The sequence below is a fragment of the Stenotrophomonas sp. ISL-67 genome, assembly GCF_018612915.1.
Lineage (GTDB): Bacteria > Pseudomonadota > Gammaproteobacteria > Xanthomonadales > Xanthomonadaceae > Stenotrophomonas.
Genome location: NZ_JAGGRL010000004.1, coordinates 34,531 through 52,162 on the forward strand (window position 1 = coordinate 34,531; position 17,632 = coordinate 52,162).

The window sequence follows — 17,632 nt, forward strand, 5'->3', positions numbered from 1 at the left end:
CTCAGGCAATCTTCAACCACTTCAACAGTGGCTCCCAGTCACTCTGGTGCTCGCGCACCTGCGCGGAGCGGTAATCGAACAGGCTTCGGCCCAGGCCGGTCATGACCACGTAGCCCTGGGTATCGCGCAGCTTGGCAACGACCGGGTATGGCCATTCCTCCAGCATCTGCTCGGCCTGGCGGGAGGTCTGGGTCCACGGCTTGGTGCGGTTGAGCACCAGCCCCACCGGCAGCTTGCGTTTGTGCACGCGCGGCACCTTGGACAGGCTGTTGAGGAAGCCGACGATGGCTTCGATGTCCAGCGCCGAGGGCAATACCGGTACCACCACGGCGTCGGCCACGTCCAGGAAGGCTTCCAGGTCCCCGGCCCGGGCCCCGGCGGGGGCGTCGATGACCAGCACCTCGGTATCAGCGGGCACGTTCTTCAGCGGGTGCTTGCCGCTGGCATCGATGGGCAGCACCGCGCTTTCCAGCCCGGCACGGCGTTCGGCCCAGCGGGTGCTGGAGCCTTGGGGGTCGGCGTCGGCCAGTACGGTCCGTTTGCCGGCCAGGGCGGCCTGCGCCGCCAGGTGGGTGGCAATGGTGGATTTACCCACCCCACCCTTGGAACCGGCTACCAGGATCGTCTTCATGCCAGCCTCGCTTCCAGGGAACGTGTCCCGAGCGTACACCGCCCTCCGTGATGGAGATAGTCGCGCGGCTGAACCTCCTGTGTTCCGCGCCGCTTTGCTATCGTGCGCGATCCAATGGACTGCATGCCGGTATGAGCGAGTTACAGGACCTCAGCGCGTTGATCCGCGCCAATACCCCGCTGATCGTGATCGAGACCCAGGATGAAGGTCGTGTGGTGGAGCTGTTCCGGCAGACCCTGATGCATGTCTGGCGGGCCCTGCACCGCTGGTCCATCACCGAAGGGCTGCGCCGGATCGACATGGACCGCGAGGACGATGCGGTCGGTCCGCCCGATGCCAGCGCGGCCCTGCAGATGATCCGCCAGGCCGACCAGCGTGGCATCTACCTGCTGCTCGATTTCCATCCTTACCTGGGTTACGCCAGCCACCAGCGCGCGCTGCGCGACCTGATCCAGCGCCGCCATTGCGAAGCCCACGTGCTGGTGCTGGTAGGTGCCAAGGTGGAGCTGCCGGCCGAGCTGGAAGCGCTGGCCACCCGCTTCAACCCCCGCCTGCCCGACCCCAATGCGCTGCTCAAGATGCTGCGCGAGGAAGTGGCCGCGTATGCGCGCGAGAACGGCGGCCGCCGGGTCGAAGTGGACAACGATGCGGTCAAGAAGATCCTGCACAACCTGCGCGGGCTGAGCCTGGTGGATGCGCGGCGGATCGCCCGCCAGCTGATCTTTGCCGATGGCGCGATCAGCCAGGACGACCTGCCGCAGCTGGCCAAGCTGAAGTTCGAACTGCTCAACCGTGCCGGACACCTGCATTACGAATACGACACCACGCGCTTCGCCGATGTGGCCGGAGCCAACCGGCTCAAGCGCTGGGTCAACCAGCGCCGCCCGGTGTTCCTGGGCGGCCAGGGTCCGGCCGGGCTCGACCCGCCCAAGGGCATGCTGCTGCTGGGCGTGCAGGGCTGCGGCAAGTCGATGTTGGCCAAGGCCACCGCCGCCGGATTCGGCGTGCCGCTGCTGCGCCTGGACTTCGGTAGCCTGTATGCCAAGTTCCACGGCGAAACCGAGAAGAACCTGCGCGAGGCACTGGCCTCGGCCGAGCAGCTGGCGCCTTGCGTGCTGTGGATCGACGAGATCGAGAAGGGCCTGGCCAGTGGTGGCGAGGATGGTGGCGTGTCCCGACGCGTGCTGGGCCACCTGCTGACGTGGCTGGCCGAGCGCAGGAGCACGGTGTTCATCGTGGCCACCGCCAACCAGGTGCATGAGCTGCCGCCCGAGCTGCTGCGCAAGGGCCGCTTCGACGAGATCTTCTTCGTCGACCTGCCCGATGCCAACACCCGGGTGGAACTGCTGCGGCTGCACCTGGGCCGCCGCCAGCTCAACGCCGACGACTTCGCGCTGCCGGCGCTGGCCGCGGCCAGCGATGGCTTCTCGGGCGCGGAGATCGAACAGGCCGTGGTCGCCGGGCTGTACGCGGCGCATGCCGAGGAGCGTGCGCTGGACACCGACCTGCTGATGACCGAGATCCGCGGCAGCCGCCCGCTGTCGGTGCTGATGGCCGAACAGGTGAATGGTTTGCGCGAATGGGCCAAGGGCCGGACGGTCAGCGCGGACGAGTAGAGCCGGGCTCTGCCCGGCTGCACCACCGCGTGCCGGGCAGAGCCCGGCGCTACGTTACGGCCAGGCCGGTGGCTGCGCCGCCCAGGCCTGCTGCACTTCGGCCAACGTGGCCCGTTCGCTGTCGCGCCAGTCCGGCAGCGCCTGCGCGTAGCCGGCGCTGGTGCTCCAACGCTGCGGTTCGGTGCGCACGGCGGCGGCATACCACTGCACCGCTTCGTCCTTGCGACCCAGCGTCCACAACGCCAGCGCGTAGGTCGGCGGCACCCACGATGCATTGCCGCGCAGGCCTTGCTGGACGCTGTGCCACTGCGCCAGGGCCCCGTCCACGTCGCCTTGGCGGAACAGGTCCCAGCCATGGTTCCAGCGCACCATGCGCCCGGACACCGTGGTGCCGGGTGCGCTCTTTTCCGCATCTGCGTACAACTCACTGCCCAGCTCCGGGCGGCCCTGTGCATATGCCACGCTGGCCAGCTGCACGGTGGCTTCCAGCGCCTTGCGCCCACGTTCGCGTTGCTTCATCAGCTGGTCGACGACATCGCTGCTGTCAGCCGGCACGACCACGGGCGTGACCGCAGCCACGTCGTCATCGAAGTAGAACTCCTGCAATGCCGGCAACGATTGCGCTGCCGCCCCGAACACTGTCATCCCCACCGCCAGCACCATGCCGGTCAGCATCTTTCTTGCCACTGCCATACAGATTCCCCCAGGTTGTCACAACAACCTCCCTCCCCGATCCTAACCGCTGCACGGCTCCGGATGCGAGTCCCGAAGGGCCAAAACAGCCCGACTGATACAATTCCGCCCTTTCCGGCCGCCGTCTGCGGCGGCCGTGCCAGCCGTCAGCACGGGCCAGCCATGACCAGTACCGCCGAACTCACCTCGCCTTCGTCCGCCACCCTGCCTGCCGGGCCGCTGGACGACAGCTACACGCTGGACCACAAGTACACCCGTACCGATGGCCGCATTTACCTGAGCGGGGTGCAGGCGCTGGTACGCCTGCCGCTGATGCAGCAGCTGCGCGACCAGGCCGCCGGTCTGGACACCGCCGGCTTCATCAGCGGCTACCGCGGCAGCCCGCTGGGCGGCTTCGACCTGGAACTGTGGCGCGCCCGCCAGCATCTGGACGCAGCGCGGGTGAAGTTCACCCCCGGCCTCAACGAGGACCTGGGCGCGACCATGGTGTGGGGCACCCAGCAGACCAACCTGTTCCCCGGGGCCAAGGTCCAGGGCGTGTACGGCATGTGGTACGGCAAAGGCCCGGGCGTGGACCGCTGCGGCGATGTGTTCAAGCATGCCAACGCCGCCGGCACCTCGGTGCATGGCGGCGTGCTGGCGCTGGCCGCCGACGACCATGCCTGCCGCAGCTCCACCCTGCCCCACGGCAGCGAAGATGAATTCGTCAGCGCGATGATGCCGGTGCTCAATCCGGCCGGCGTGCAGGACATCCTCGACATGGGCCTGCTCGGCTGGGCCATGAGCCGCTATACCGGGCGCTGGATCGGCTTCAAGACCATCGCCGAAACGGTGGAATCGTCCGCGTCGGTAGAGGTCGACCCGTTCGCGCGCCGGATCGTGCTGCCCGAGGACTTCGAGATGCCGGCCGGCGGACTCAACATCCGCTGGCCGGACCCGCCGCTGGACCAGGAAATGCGCCTGCACCGCTATGCGGTCAAGGCCGCCCAGGCGTTCGCGCGGGCCAACGGCATCGACCGGGTGGTGATGGATTCGCCGCGCGCGCGACTGGGCATCGTCACCACCGGCAAGAGCTACCTGGACGTGCTGCAGGCGCTGGAGTACCTGGGCCTGGACGAGCGCGCCTGCGCCGACATCGGCATCCGCGTATACAAGGTCGGCATGACCTGGCCGCTGGAACCGGAAGGCATCGCGCGTTTCGCCCAGGGCCTGGAAGACATCGTGGTGGTGGAGGAGAAGCGGGCCTTCATCGAGCGCCAGATGAAGGAGCAGTTCTTCAACTGGCCGGCCAGCTGGGGCCAGCGCCCGTCGATCGTGGGCAAGTACGACGAGGCCGGCGAGTGGATCCTGCCGTCCACCAACGAGCTTACCCCGGCCACCATCGCCGGGGTGGTCGGTCGGCGCATCCAGAAGTTCTTCAACAACGATTCCATCGAAGAACGCCTGCACTGGATGGACGCCAAGGAAGCCGAACTCGCGTTGCCGCGCGCCAGCTTCCCGCGCGTGCCGCATTACTGCTCGGGCTGCCCGCACAACACCTCCACCCGCGTGCCGGAAGGCTCGCGTGCGCTGGGTGGCATCGGGTGCCATTACATGGTCACCTGGATGGACCGCAGCACCGACACCTTCACCCACATGGGCGGCGAAGGCGTGACCTGGGCCGGGCAGGCCGCGTTCACCGACACCGAACACGTGTTCCAGAACCTGGGCGATGGCACCTACTTCCACAGCGGTTCGCTGGCGATCCGCCAGGCGATCGCCGCCGGGGTGAACATCACCTACAAGATCCTCTACAACGATGCGGTGGCGATGACCGGCGGCCAGCCGGTGGACGGCACCCTGACCGTGCCGCAGATCGCCCACCAGATGCGCGCCGAAGGCGTGCAGACGATCGTGCTGGTGAGCGATGAGATCGGCAAGTGGAACAAGCGCGAGCTGTTCCCTGACGGCGTGGAATTCCATGACCGTGCCGAGCTCGATGCCGTGCAGAAACAGCTGCGCGAGGTGAAGGGCACCAGCATCCTGATCTACGAGCAGACCTGCGCCACCGAAAAGCGCCGCCGCCGCAAGCGCGGCAAGCTGGTCGACCCGCCCAAGCGCGTGGTGGTCAATTCGCTGGTCTGCGAGGGGTGCGGCGACTGCGGGCAGAAGAGCTTCTGCGTGTCGGTGCTGCCGAAGGAAACCGAGTTCGGGCGCAAGCGCGATATCGACCAGTCCAACTGCAACAAGGACTATTCCTGCACCACCGGCTTCTGCCCCAGCTTCGTCACCGTGCACGGCGGCAAGCTGCGCAAGGGCGCGCGCAGCGACCGCAGCGACCTGCTGGAGAACCTGCCGGCGCCGACCTTCCGCACCGCGCTGGAGCAGCCCTGGAACATCCTGATCACCGGCGTCGGTGGCACCGGCGTGGTGACCATCGGTGCGCTGCTGGGCATGGCGGGGCATCTGGAAGGCAAGGGTGCCAGCGTGCTCGACCAGACCGGCCTGGCCCAGAAGGGCGGCGCGGTGACCACGCATATCCGCATTGCACGCACGCCGGAAGACATCCATGCGGTGCGCATTGCCGCCGGCGAAGCCGACCTGGTGCTGGGCTGCGACATGGTGGTGGTCAACGATTACTGGGCGCTGTCGAAGCTGCGCGCCGAGCGTTCGCAGGTGGTGCTCAACACCTATGAAGCGATGCCGGGCACCTTTACCACCCGCCCGGACATGCAGTTCCCGGCCGCCGACATCATTGCCGGCATCCGCGTCGCCCTCGGTGGCCGCGAGCCGCTGCTGCTCGATGCTACGCAGCTGGCCACGGCGCTGCTGGGCGATGCGATCGCCTCCAACCTGTTCATCCTGGGCTACGCCTGGCAGCAGGGGCTGGTGCCGATCTCGTTCGAGGCGCTGATGCGCGCGGTGGAGCTCAATGGTGCGGCGGTGGCGATGAACCAGCAGGCGTTCGCCTGGGGCCGCCTGGCTGCGGTGGATCCGCAGGCAGTGCAGCAGGCCGCCGGCCTGGTCCGCAACGGCCACACCGACGCAGAACGCACCCCCGGCCCGCTGCATGACCTGCCGCCGGGCGAGTGGGAAGGCAACGAATGGGGCGCCACCGCAGCACCGCGCGAAACCGGCGACGAACGCGAACTGCGTGGGTTGCCAGGGCATGGCGGTGGTGGCGACGTGGCGTTCCTGCCGCTGGACGACGAACGCCTGTCGCGTTCACTGGATGAGCTGGTGGAACGGCGCGTGCGCTTCCTCGCCGACTACCAGGACGCCGCCTATGCGGCGCGCTACCGCGCGCTGGTGGATCGCGTGCGCACGGCGGAGTGGGACAAGGCCGGCAGCACCGCGCTGACCGAAACCGTGGCGCGTTACTACTTCAAGCTCATGGCCTACAAGGACGAGTACGAAGTGGCGCGCCTGTACACCAGCGGCGAATTCCAGCGCCGCCTGCAGCAGCAGTTCGAGGGCGATTTCCAGGTGCACTTCCACCTGGCCCCGCCGCTGTTCGCGAAGAAGGACGAACAGGGCCGTCTGATCAAGCAGGAGTACGGGCCCTGGATGCTGAAGGCGTTTGGGCTGCTGGCGAAGTTGAAGTTCCTGCGTGGCGGCACGTTCGATATCTTCGGGCGTACCGAAGAGCGCCGTGGCGAGCGTCGGCTGATCGCCGATTACGAGCAGACCGTGGCCTTGCTGCTGGAAGGGCTGAGCGATGACCGGGTGGCATTGGCGGTGGAAATTGCCAGCATTCCCGAACACATCCGCGGCTACGGACATGTCAAGGAAGCCCACCTGCACAAGGCCAAGGCACGCGAAGCGGTGCTGCTGGCGCAGTGGCGCAACCCGAAGGCACTGCATATCGTGCAGGTGGCGTAGCCCGACGTCGTGATCTCAATGTCGACAAACGCCGACTTAGCCGATGTATCCGTTCGGTGACTTGACCGCATATGTAAGCGATCGAATGCATTTCGATTGAAAGGATTGATGGAACGGCCCGCCCCCATTGAAATGTAAACGTTCGCAGACACTTGCGAAGGTGTGTTCGCTCGCTTACATTTCTGTCATGGCTACGCTCAAGACTGCAGAAGATGTCGGCAATATCATCCGGCAACGCCGCAAGGCACTGGGATGGGACCAAGCGCGCCTGGCCTCCGAATCGGGCGTCAGCCGCCAATGGGTCGTGGATATCGAGAAGGGCAAGCCGCGCGCGGAGCTGCAGTTGGTACTGCGGGTGATGAACGTGCTCGGCCTGCGGCTCGCAGCCGCGGATCAGCAAACGGAGCCCGCCCGCTTTGCCATCCCTGCAGCGGGGCTGGACGACATCCTTGACCGCCACCGCGCGGTTCCTGCGGCATCACCACGCACAGACCCGTATCGCTTGCCGCTGTCGTATGCCCAGATCCTGGAACGCGCACGCGCTGCCACCGGCCATCAGGGAACGGCGGAACCACCGAGCGTGCATGAAACGCCCCCGTCGTACACCGGCAAGCATCGGAAACCGAAATGAGCCTCCACGTGCTGATGCAGGGTGTACCCATGGGCACGTTGCGTCAGGATGCACACGGCAACCCGCACTTCGCGTACACCCCGGAATGGCGCGGCGCGTCCGGGGCCTTCCCGCTGTCGCTGTGCCTGCCGCTCAGCGCAACCACCCACGCGCCCGGCGCAGTGGCGGCTGTCGCGTGGGGGCTGCTGCCTGACAACGACAACACGCTTCAAGGCTGGGCGTCGCGCTTCCACGTCTCGCCACGCAATCCGGTTGGCCTGCTTGCACACGTGGGCGAAGACTGCGCGGGCGCCGTCCAGTTCGTTGCATCCGAACGCGTTGAGGCGGTCATCGCAGGCGAGGCCGATGGCATCGAGCCCTTGAGCGAAGCGCAGGTTGCCGCGCGCCTTTCGCAGGTCCGGCGCGATGTCGGCAGTGGTCGCTGGCTTGGGGATATTGGCCAGTTCAGTCTCGCCGGCACGCAGGCCAAGATTGCGTTGCTGAGAACGGATGACGGCTGGGCGGTGCCCAGCGGACGTATTCCCACAACGCACATCCTCAAGCCGCCCGGCAGTGACTACAACGGCTTCGTCGAGAACGAGATGTTCTGCCTGCGCCTTGCCCGCGCGATGGGCATGCCGGCGGCATTCTCCGAAAAAATCGAGATGGAGGGAGAATCCGCCATCTGCGTGGAACGCTATGACCGCAAGCGTACCGCGGAAGGATGGATGCGCATTCACCAGGAGGACTTCTGCCAGGCGCTGGGCGTCATGCCTCAGATCAAGTACCAGAACCAGGGTGGACCCGGCGCCGCTGACCTTGCGGATGTCCTGTGGGAACATGCCAGCCATCCGCAAGAAGACGTGGAGATGCTGTTCCGGGCCTTGGCGTTCAACTATCTGATTGGCGGGACCGATGCACACGCCAAGAACTACTCGCTGCTTCTGGACAGCGAGCAGGTCCGCCTGGCGCCGCTTTACGACATCTCCAGCGCACTCCCCTACCCGCAGTTGCAGAAGCGAAAAATCAAGCTCGCCATGAAAGTCGGCAGCCACTATCGCTGGTGGGACATCACGTTGCGCGATTGGCAGGCTACCGCCATGGCCATGCGCCTCGCTCCGGTCATGGCGATGGAGATGCTGGCCAGCATGGCGCTCGAACTTCCCCTCGTGGCCGAGGAGCAGCGCCTGCAGTTGGAAGACGAGGGTATCGAACACCCTGTCCTGGAAACACTGGTCCAGGAGATCGCCTCCAGCTGCCAGCGCTGCCTGGCCAAATTTTCCACGGAAGCCTGATCGCCTGCGGCGCCACGCGCGGAGGCCTATGTACCCGCAACGCCCGCATATCGAAGTCGAATGCGTCAGCCAGGAACACCGGCGCTCAAGGCTCGTCTATGATCGGGCGACGACAGGGATGATCGGAGGCGGGCGATGGACGACGACAGGAAACTGCGCGGGGCCCGGGTACTGAAGGTCCAGGACCCCTTCCACGACGCCCAGCTGCTGCGCGACGTGGCGATCATCAACACACAGACGATAGAAGCACTCGGGGCACTGCCACCGGGTGGTTTACCGATCCTGCGCAAACGCAGGCCGCTTCCGCTGTTGCCGGAAACACCGATGCCCACTGGGCGCGATGATGAGGAAAGTGCGATGCCGAAGATGCCCATGCAGGTTGCCGCCGTCGCCAGCCTGGCGCTGGCCGCCTGCGCCACTCCCGGGGCGGCCACGCCCAAGGCCACACAGATGCAGGAGAACGCGCCGGTGTCCTCTGTCCGCTATACCTATCCTGAGACGCCGGTTGTTACTACTGGCGAGCTGGTGCCGGAGGGTGATCCCGCCATTGCAGCGAAGATGAACTACAAGCCGGTGGAATGGCCGCTGCGGTTTGAGAAGCATAGCTTCGGCCCGCGCTGCTACAACACGCTTGAATGCCACGTGATCTACGACAACTTCGATTTTGGCGGGGACAAGCCCACGAGGTCATCGGCGTCCTATGGCCCAGATTACCTCAAGGATTGGAACGGCAGCTACGGCGCGGTCCCCAACTTCCCCTCTGCCGCCAAGGTGGTCTGGCGTTCCAAGGATGGAAGTTCGCACAAGGCCGAGATTGATATTGGGGAAATCTTCAAGGATCAACTGATGCGCCATTTCGTACCTCGTGAGGAGGCCGCTGATCTTCCTGATGGAAAGAACGAAAGCCCGCCTTCAATCCTCCTGGAGGTGAACGATCGCGTGATTCGCGTTTACATGGTGGCATCAGTGCCAACGAAGCACCTTCAGAAGCCCGGTAATCGATACAGCACCTCGCGCCGCGATCTTGTACTGGTCAAGACGTATACCTATTGAGCAAATGGAGTGTTGCCGTGGGCAAAGTTAATTCCAGCGCAGGTAGTCGTCCTGCGACCACAGATGACTTCCGGATGGAGCAGGATGTCCGGCAGCAGTTGCAACAGCTTTCGGTGCCTGTTCTCCAGCGCAAGGCCACTACAAATGAGTATCTGTTCTTCGCGTTCCTGGATGGAACGGGTCAAGACCTGAACAACCCGAGGCTTGGCCCAGCTACCACTGTCGGGAGGCTGTATGAGCAGGCGCTGGCTAGAGCGGACGAGCCAGACAGCCGCATAGGTGCACACTACTCCAGAGGCATTGGAACCCAGCCGAGGGCGATGGCCCGTGCATGGGACGGTATGCTTGCACATACGTGGGAAGATGGAATCAAGGACGCGTATCGCGACCTGGCAAGTCAGGCGAGTGTATGGGCCAACAACGATCCTGAAGCCGAAATCCGTGTCATCGGCATCGGCTACAGCCGTGGCGCGGTACAGACGGCGGGCCTGCTCCGGTTGATTGATGAGTACGGCATCGTTCCTGAAGAAGGCCTCGGGTTTGGCCATGACAAGAACGGCAACATCAGCGTCATCAGCCGATTGCCACCGCTGGTGCCGCCAGGCCAGACCGCACAGGCCACCCTGCTGCTGGATCCAGTGGCGACCAACCTGCCCGCCAACTTCGACGCCCGCCTGCCACCGAGCGTGATCTCGCGCGTGGCGATCATGGCCGCCCATGAGCGGCGCGAGTTGTTTCCGCACCAGGCCATCAACGATCCCGGGATGACGCCGGATGGGCGTGCCATCAACGTAGCCGCGCCAGGTGGCCATTCCAACGTGGGCGGCGGGAACCGCGATGCAGGCCTGGAGATCCTGACCGGCAACGCTGCAATCGACTATCTGAACACGTTGCGCGATGAGCCGCTGTTCGAAAAGCGCGCCGTGCCCATGGACCTGGACACGATGACGCTGTACCAGGCCGGCGGCGCGACCGCGCTGTACGGGCTGAAGATCGACGGCGATGGCAAGCGCGATCTGCGCGAGGCACTGGCCAACTGCAAGATCGTGGACCCGTGCAACGACTCCGAGCCGATCGACCAGGCGCTGGCGGCGCGGTTCGAGCACCGCTCCATCCAGCCCGATCCGGTGGAACAGCTGCAGCTGCAGGCTTTGGTGGAGCTGGCCGCGCAGCGCGATCACCGGACGACGCCGGACGACCCCGAGCACGCGCAGAACCCGACACTGACCCGCATCCGGGAAGGCGTTCAGGCCGCCGAGGACAAGGGGCAGATCAGCTTCGCGAACGGACTGGAACGCGAACAGTTCTGCCGCTCGGCGTTGGCCTGCGCGATGGACAACCGGGAAACGCGCCAGGCGTTGTACCCCGGCGGCATCAGCGGGCCGCTGCAGGGAAGCGAGATTTCCCGCGTCGATGACGTTGTGTTTGGGTCGAAGGGCTACGCCTTCCTTGTCCAGCATGGGAACGGACCACATGACCCGCAGCGGGTGCCGTTTGATATCGAACTGGCCAAGCAGACGCCGGTAGCGGTGTCGGACCAGAAGCTGGAGGCTGCAGCCAGCGAGATCGAGCAGCAGCAGGCCTTCCAGTTGCAGCACGCCGCTGCGCAGCACGCCGAAGCGCCAGCCTTGGGCGGGTTTTCGCGCTAATTCGCGTAGATACCGTCTCGCCCAAGCCTATGCAAGGAACACGCCATGCGGGTCCGGGGTGGCAGGCCGCGCGAGTCACCGTCGCCAGACACGCAGCCGGTTGTTGGCCGGCATCGCCACATCGTCAACCAGCCGCAGTCCCTGCGCTGCCGCCAGCGCATCCACCGCCTCCGCATCCCGGATACCCGACTCCGGATCCCGCGCCTTCAACCACCCATCGAACTGCCGGTTGCTGTCGCTGGTGTAGTTGCCGTTGTAATTGAATGGGCCATACACGCACAGCAGCGCACCCTCACCCATCACCGCCGGCAGCCCGGCGAGCAGGGCCTGCACGTGGGCCCAGCTCATGATGTGGAGGGTGTTGGCGCTGAACACGGCATCGAAGCCCAGCGGTCCATCCGGAAGCGGTGCCAGGCCCGGCACCGGCGCAAGCACCGCCTGCAACGGCCATGGCGCCGGTGCGTTGCGCAGGCCCGCCTCGGCCAGTCGTTCGGCAATACCCGGCAGGTAGTCCGGGTGGTCGCTGGCCTGCCACACCAGGTGCGGCAGCTGGGCGGCGAAGTACTCGGCGTGCTGGCCGGTGCCGCTGCCGATCTCCAGCACGCGGCGGCGGTCCTGCAGATGGCGGCGCAGCACGGCCAGGATCGGGTCGCGGTTGCGCTCGCAGGCCTCGGACCAGCGTTGTTGGCTCATGACGATTGGAAATGTCGGATCAGCGCACATCCAACCATGACCGCAGTCACTTGTGCCAGCACCGGGTCACAAACGACAGTCGAAGGCTGATCGTTCCTGGGGAATCGCCAGCTGTGCAACGCCGTGAGTTTCTGACCCTGTCCGGTATGGGCCTTGCCGGCCTGATGCTGCCGCATTCCCGCGCGATCGCCGCCGAGCAGCTGCTCGAGCCGGCCAACGCGACCCGCAACAAGGCGCTCGCCGAAGCCGCCCTGGCCGCCGCCAAACGGGCAGGGGCCAGCTACTGCGACGTGCGCATCGGCCGCTACCTCAACCAGGCGGTGATCACCCGCGAGGCGCGGGTGCAGAACGTGACCAACAGCGAATCGTCCGGGATCGGCATCCGGGTCATCGTCAACGGTGCGTGGGGCTTTGCCGCCACCCACCAGCAGACCCCGGCCGCAATCCTGGCCGCCGTGGAGCAGGCGGCCGCCATCGCCCGCGCCAACGCAGCCATCCAGACCCGCCCGGTGCAGCTGGCCCCGGTGACCGGGGTGGGCGATGTGAGCTGGAAGACGCCGATCCGCAAGAACGCCATGGCCGTGCCGATCCAGGACAAGGTCGAGCTGCTGCTCAGCCTGAATGCGGCGGCGATCAACGCCGGCGCCGATTTCATCAACTCCACCCTGTTCCTGGTCAACGAACAGAAGTACTTCGCCTCCAGCGACGGCTCATTCATCGACCAGGACGTGCACCGGATCTGGCTGCCGTTCACCGCCACCGCCATCGACAAGAGCACCGGCAAGTTCCGCACCCGGGCCGGGCTGTCCTCGCCTATGGGCATGGGCTACGAGTTCCTGGACGGCGACGCCAGCGGCAAGATCCAGTTGCCCGGCGGGATCACCGCCTATCGTGATTCCTACGATCCGGTCGAAGACGCGATCGCCGCCGCGCGGCATGCCCGCGAGAAGCTCAAGGCACCGTCGGTCAAGCCGGGCAAGTACGACCTGGTGCTCGACCCGTCCAACCTGTTCCTGACCATCCACGAGAACGTCGGCCACCCGCTCGAGCTGGACCGCGTGCTGGGTTACGAGGCCAACTACGCCGGCACCAGCTTCGCCACGCTGGACAAGCGCGATGCCGGCTACCGCTGGGGCAGCGAGCGGGTCAACTTCTTCGCCGACAAGACCGCACCGGGCAGCCTGGGCGCGGTGGGCTACGACGATGAAGGGGTCAAGACCAAGCGCTGGGACCTGGTCAAGGACGGCATCCTGGTCAACTACCAGGCCACCCGCGATGAAGTCCACCTGCTGGGCGAGACCGAATCACACGGCTGCAGCTACGCCGATTCCTGGTCCAGCGTGCAGTTCCAGCGCATGGCCAACGTGTCGCTGGCACCGGGCAAGACCCCGCTGAGCGTGACCGACATGATCAAGGACGTGGAGAACGGCATCTACATCCACGGCCGTGGCTCGTATTCCATCGACCAGCAGCGCTTCAACGCGCAGTTCGGCGGGCAGCTGTTCTACCAGATCAGGAACGGGCAGATCGCCGGCATGGTCGAAGACGCGGCGTACCAGATCCGCACGCCGGAGTTCTGGAACGCCTGCAGCGCGATCTGCGACGAGCGCGATTTCCGCTTCGGCGGTTCGTTCTTCGATGGCAAGGGCCAGCCCGGCCAGGTGTCGGCGGTGTCGCACGGTTCGGCGACCACGCGCTTCGACGGCATCAACATCATCAACACCGCACGCAGCCTGGGCTGAGTGCATTCACATGGAGAGCTGCCTTGCAAAGACGTGACTTCCTTGCCCTGACCGGGCTCACTGCTGGCGGCCTGATCGTGCCGTCGTTCTTCGGCAAGGTGATCGCCGCCGAACAGCTGCACAGCACCCTGGACCCGGCGCTGAAGAAGCGCCTGGCCGACGCCGCGCTCGCCGCCGCCCGCCAGGCCGGTGCCACCTACTCCGATGTGCGTATCGGCCGTTACCTGCGCCAGTTCGTGATCACCCGCGAAGACAAGGTGCAGAACGTGGTGAACACCGAATCCACCGGTGTGGGCATCCGCGTGATCGTCAACGGCGCCTGGGGCTTTGCCGCCACCAACCAGCTCAACCCGACCGACGTGGCGCGCGCCGCGCAGCAGGCGGTGGCCATCGCCAAGGCCAATGCCGGCGTGCAGACCGCCCCGGTGCAGCTGGCCGCCACGCCCGGCGTGGGCGAGGTGAGCTGGAAGACGCCGATCCGCAAGAACGCGATGGAGGTGCCGATCAAGGAAAAGGTCGAGCTGCTGCTGGACGTCAATGCCGCCGCGATGGGCGCCGGCGCCAGCTTCGTCAACTCGATGCTGTTCCTGGTCAACGAACAGAAGTACTTCGCCTCCACCGATGGTTCCTACATCGACCAGGACGTGCACCGCATCTGGGCCCCGATGACGATCACCGCCATCGACAAGGCCAGCGGCAAGTTCCGCACCCGCGAGGGCCTGTCCGCACCGATGGGCATGGGCTACGAATACCTGGACGGTGCCGCGTCGGGCAAGGTGCTCACGCCCAACGGCGTGGTCAACTACGGCGCTTCCTACGACATGAAGGAAGACGCCATCGCCGCGGCCAAGCAGGCGCAGGAGAAGTTGAAGGCGCCGTCGGTCAAGCCGGGCAAGTACGACCTGGTACTGGACCCCTCGCATACCTGGCTGACCATCCACGAATCGGTCGGCCACCCGTTGGAACTGGACCGCGTGCTGGGCTACGAGGCCAACTACGCCGGTACCAGCTTCGCCACCCTGGACAAGCGCGAACAGCACTTCCAGTACGGCAGCGACCTGGTCAACATCTTCGCCGACAAGACCCAGCCGGGCAGCCTCGGTGCGGTGGCCTACGACGATGAAGGCGTCAAGACCAAGCGCTGGGACCTGATCAGCGACGGCAAGCTGGTCGACTACCAGACCATCCGCGACCAGGCGCACATCCTGGGCAAGACCGAATCGGACGGCTGCTGCTATGCCGATTCCTGGTCCAGCGTGCAGTTCCAGCGCATGGCCAACGTGTCGATGGCACCGGGCAAGACTCCGCTGAGCGTGGCCGACATGATCAAGGACGTCGAGAACGGCATCTACATCATCGGCGATGGCTCGTTCTCCATCGACCAGCAGCGCTACAACGCGCAGTTTGGTGGCCAGCTGTTCTACGAAATCAAGAACGGCCAGATCACCCGCATGCTGGAAGACGTGGCCTACCAGATCCGCACGCCGGAATTCTGGAACGCCTGCAGCGCCGTGGCCGACGAACGCGATTACCGCCTGGGCGGTTCGTTCTTCGACGGCAAGGGCCAGCCGGGCCAGGTCTCGGCGGTCTCGCACGGTTCGTCCACCGCGCGCTTCAACGGCATCAATGTCATCAACACCGCGCGCAGCCTCGGCTGACCGGTCAGGAGCCCTAATTCCATGAGTATCTTCACCGAAGCCAAGGCCAAGGCCATCCTCGACAAGGTCATCGCGCTGTCCAAGGCCGATGAAACCACCGCGGTGCTTGCCGGCTCGATCGATGGCAACATCCGTTTCGCCCTCAACAACGTCTCCACCAGCGGCATCGTGGATAACACCGAACTGGCCGTCACGGTCGCCTTCGGCAAGCGCGTCGGCACCGCTTCGATCAACGAATTCGACGACGCCGCGCTGGAACGCGTGGTCCGCCGCGCCGAAGACCTGGCCCGCCTGGCTCCGGAAAACCCGGAGTTCCTGCCGGCCATCGGCAAGCAGGCCTACACCGCCAGCCCGACCTTCAGCGAATCCACCGCCGCCATCGACCCGGCGTTCCGCGCCAAGGTCGCCGCCGATTCAATCGCGCCCTGCCGTGGCAACGGCCTGATCGCTGCCGGCTTCCTGGAAGATGGCCAGGGCTTCCAGGCCACCGCCAACAGCAATGGCAACTTCGGCTACCAGCGCACCACCAACTTCGACTACACCTGCACCGTGCGCACCGAAGACGGGCGCGGGTCGGGCTGGGTGGGCCGCAACCTCAAGGACGCAGCCGACTTCAAGGCCGACCAGGACGTGCGCATCGCCATGCGCAAGGCCACCGAATCGTCCGAAGCCAAGGCGCTGGAGCCAGGCAAGTACACGGTGATCCTGGAACCGGCTGCAGCGGCGGGCCTGATCAGCTTCATGATGAACTTCTTCGATGCGCGCGCCGCCGACGAAGGCCGCAGCTTCCTTTCCAAAAAGGGCGGCGGCAACAAGCTGGGCGAGCAGGTCTACGACCCGCGCGTGAACATGTATGCCGACCCTGGGCACTCCGAGGCGCCGGTGCTGCCGTGGGACCAGCAGGGCCTGCCGCGCAACAAGCTGGCCATCATCGAGAACGGCAAGGTCGCCAACCTGGATTACTCGCGCTTCTGGGCGCAGAAGCAGGGCAAGACCGCCAATGCCAGCCCGGGCAACCTGCTGATGAGCGGCGGCGACAAGAGCACCGCTGACCTGGTCCGCGGCACCCAGAAGGGCATCCTGGTCACCCGTACCTGGTACATCCGCATGGTCGACCCGCAGACCGTGCTGCTCACCGGCCTGACCCGCGACGGCACCTTCTACATCGAGAACGGCCAGATCAAGTACCCGGTGAAAAACTTCCGCTTCAACGAATCGCCGGTGATCATGCTCAACAACATCGAAGAACTGGGCAAGCCGGTGCGCGTGGCCGGCGACGAATCCAGCTTCGTGATGATGATCCCGCCGATGAAGCTGCGCGATTTCACCTTCACCTCGCTGTCCGACGCGGTCTGATGGAACGCGGTATCGGCAGACGCCCCGGGAAGCGCGTGCGGCGATGAACCGCGCGCAGTTCCTGCGGCTGATGCTCGGCGGGGCCGCCTTCGCGGCCCTGCCCTCGTTCGCCCGCGCCCAGGCCGGGCGCTACGACTTCTGGTTCACCCGGCTCAAGTACGACTCCGGCGACTGGGACGTGGACGCGCGCATGCCGTCCAACCTGATCACCTCGTTGATCGACTACACCTCGCTACGCGTGGACCCGACCGAGCGGGTGATCGCGCTGTCGGACCCGCGCATGCTGGACGCCCCGTTCTGCTACCTGGCCGGGCACAAGCTGGTGGAGTTCAATGCGGCCGAGCGGCAGAACTTCGTGCGTTACGTGCGCAATGGCGGGTTCGTGTTCGTGGATGACTGCAACCACGATATCGACGGGCTGTTCGCCAAGTCGTTCGAAGCGCAGATGGCCAAGCTGTTCGGGGCGGCTGCGCTCAAGAAGCTGCCCAACACGCATGCGCTGTACCGCAGCTTCTTCAAGTTCCCGGATGGGCCACCGGCCACCGGGTTCGAGCTCAACGGCTGGGGCGATGACCTGGTGCACGATTACCTGAAGGGCATCGAGGTCGATGGGCGGCTGGGTGTGCTCTACAGCAACAAGGACTACGGTTGTGAGTGGGATTACGACTGGCGCAACAAGCGGTTCCTGGCCGAGGACAACACGCGGTTCGGGGTGAACATCGTGATGTATGCGTTGAATAATTAGGTTCCGCTTATTTCTTCAGCCACGCAGGGC

At 65.6% G+C, this 17,632-nt stretch carries 13 protein-coding genes; 10 read left to right on the forward strand and 3 right to left on the reverse strand.

Annotation, left to right across the window (positions count from 1 at the left end; genetic code table 11):
- Position 1: 1 nt before the first annotated feature.
- On the reverse strand, positions 2-631 hold the full coding sequence (locus tag J7J08_RS06080; RefSeq protein ID WP_214902670.1) for a ParA family protein: 630 nt from the start codon (positions 629-631) through the stop codon (positions 2-4).
- A 131-nt stretch (positions 632-762) separates the two neighbouring features.
- Here J7J08_RS06080 and J7J08_RS06085 point away from each other — a divergent pair, with 131 nt between their 5' ends.
- Positions 763-2,247, forward strand: coding sequence for an AAA family ATPase (locus tag J7J08_RS06085; protein ID WP_214902672.1), 1,485 nt, complete (start codon positions 763-765; stop codon positions 2,245-2,247).
- Between the two features lie 54 nt (positions 2,248-2,301).
- Here the strand turns inward: J7J08_RS06085 and J7J08_RS06090 are convergent, their stop codons facing one another.
- Positions 2,302-2,940: a tetratricopeptide repeat protein gene (locus J7J08_RS06090; protein ID WP_214902674.1), complete on the reverse strand. Its 639-nt coding sequence runs from the start codon at positions 2,938-2,940 to the stop codon at positions 2,302-2,304.
- A gap of 162 nt (positions 2,941-3,102) precedes the next feature.
- Here J7J08_RS06090 and J7J08_RS06095 point away from each other — a divergent pair, with 162 nt between their 5' ends.
- The 5 genes from J7J08_RS06095 to J7J08_RS06115 all read left to right on the forward strand — a co-directional run bounded on the left by J7J08_RS06095 (position 3,103) and on the right by J7J08_RS06115 (position 11,408).
- Positions 3,103-6,801, forward strand: a complete 3,699-nt coding sequence (locus tag J7J08_RS06095) for an indolepyruvate ferredoxin oxidoreductase family protein (RefSeq protein WP_214902677.1) — start codon at positions 3,103-3,105, stop codon at positions 6,799-6,801.
- 187 nt (positions 6,802-6,988) lie between these two features.
- Entirely contained in the window at positions 6,989-7,432 is a 444-nt protein-coding gene (locus J7J08_RS06100) for a helix-turn-helix transcriptional regulator (RefSeq protein WP_214902680.1), read from the forward strand.
- Positions 7,429-8,706: a type II toxin-antitoxin system HipA family toxin gene (locus J7J08_RS06105; RefSeq protein ID WP_214902683.1), complete on the forward strand. Its 1,278-nt coding sequence runs from the start codon at positions 7,429-7,431 to the stop codon at positions 8,704-8,706. Before J7J08_RS06100 ends, J7J08_RS06105 begins: the two co-directional genes overlap by 4 nt.
- A gap of 135 nt (positions 8,707-8,841) precedes the next feature.
- On the forward strand, positions 8,842-9,759 hold the full coding sequence (locus tag J7J08_RS13360; RefSeq protein WP_251006461.1) for a hypothetical protein: 918 nt from the start codon (positions 8,842-8,844) through the stop codon (positions 9,757-9,759).
- Positions 9,756-11,408, forward strand: a complete 1,653-nt coding sequence (locus J7J08_RS06115; RefSeq protein ID WP_214902686.1) for a DUF2235 domain-containing protein — start codon at positions 9,756-9,758, stop codon at positions 11,406-11,408. The genes J7J08_RS13360 and J7J08_RS06115 overlap by 4 nt, the downstream gene beginning before the upstream one ends.
- 75 nt (positions 11,409-11,483) lie before the next feature.
- On the opposite strand, the gene J7J08_RS06120 is transcribed toward J7J08_RS06115, so the two are convergent.
- Positions 11,484-12,101 (reverse strand): DUF938 domain-containing protein, encoded by a 618-nt coding sequence (locus J7J08_RS06120; protein WP_214902689.1) that lies wholly within the window; start codon positions 12,099-12,101, stop codon positions 11,484-11,486.
- A gap of 113 nt (positions 12,102-12,214) precedes the next feature.
- Between J7J08_RS06120 and J7J08_RS06125 the strand changes: the two genes are divergently transcribed.
- Genes J7J08_RS06125 through J7J08_RS06140 form a run of 4 tightly spaced genes read left to right on the forward strand, consistent with a single transcriptional unit; the run spans position 12,215 to position 17,602 of the window.
- Positions 12,215-13,843, forward strand: a complete 1,629-nt coding sequence (locus tag J7J08_RS06125) for a TldD/PmbA family protein (RefSeq protein WP_214902692.1) — start codon at positions 12,215-12,217, stop codon at positions 13,841-13,843.
- Between the two features lie 23 nt (positions 13,844-13,866).
- On the forward strand, positions 13,867-15,501 hold the full coding sequence (locus tag J7J08_RS06130; protein WP_214902695.1) for a TldD/PmbA family protein: 1,635 nt from the start codon (positions 13,867-13,869) through the stop codon (positions 15,499-15,501).
- Between the two features lie 21 nt (positions 15,502-15,522).
- On the forward strand, positions 15,523-16,857 hold the full coding sequence (locus J7J08_RS06135; protein WP_214902698.1) for a TldD/PmbA family protein: 1,335 nt from the start codon (positions 15,523-15,525) through the stop codon (positions 16,855-16,857).
- Positions 16,858-16,900: 43 nt separating this feature from the next.
- Complete coding sequence (locus tag J7J08_RS06140; RefSeq protein ID WP_214902701.1) at positions 16,901-17,602, forward strand: DUF4159 domain-containing protein; 702 nt, start codon at positions 16,901-16,903, stop codon at positions 17,600-17,602.
- Positions 17,603-17,632 lie beyond the last annotated feature (30 nt).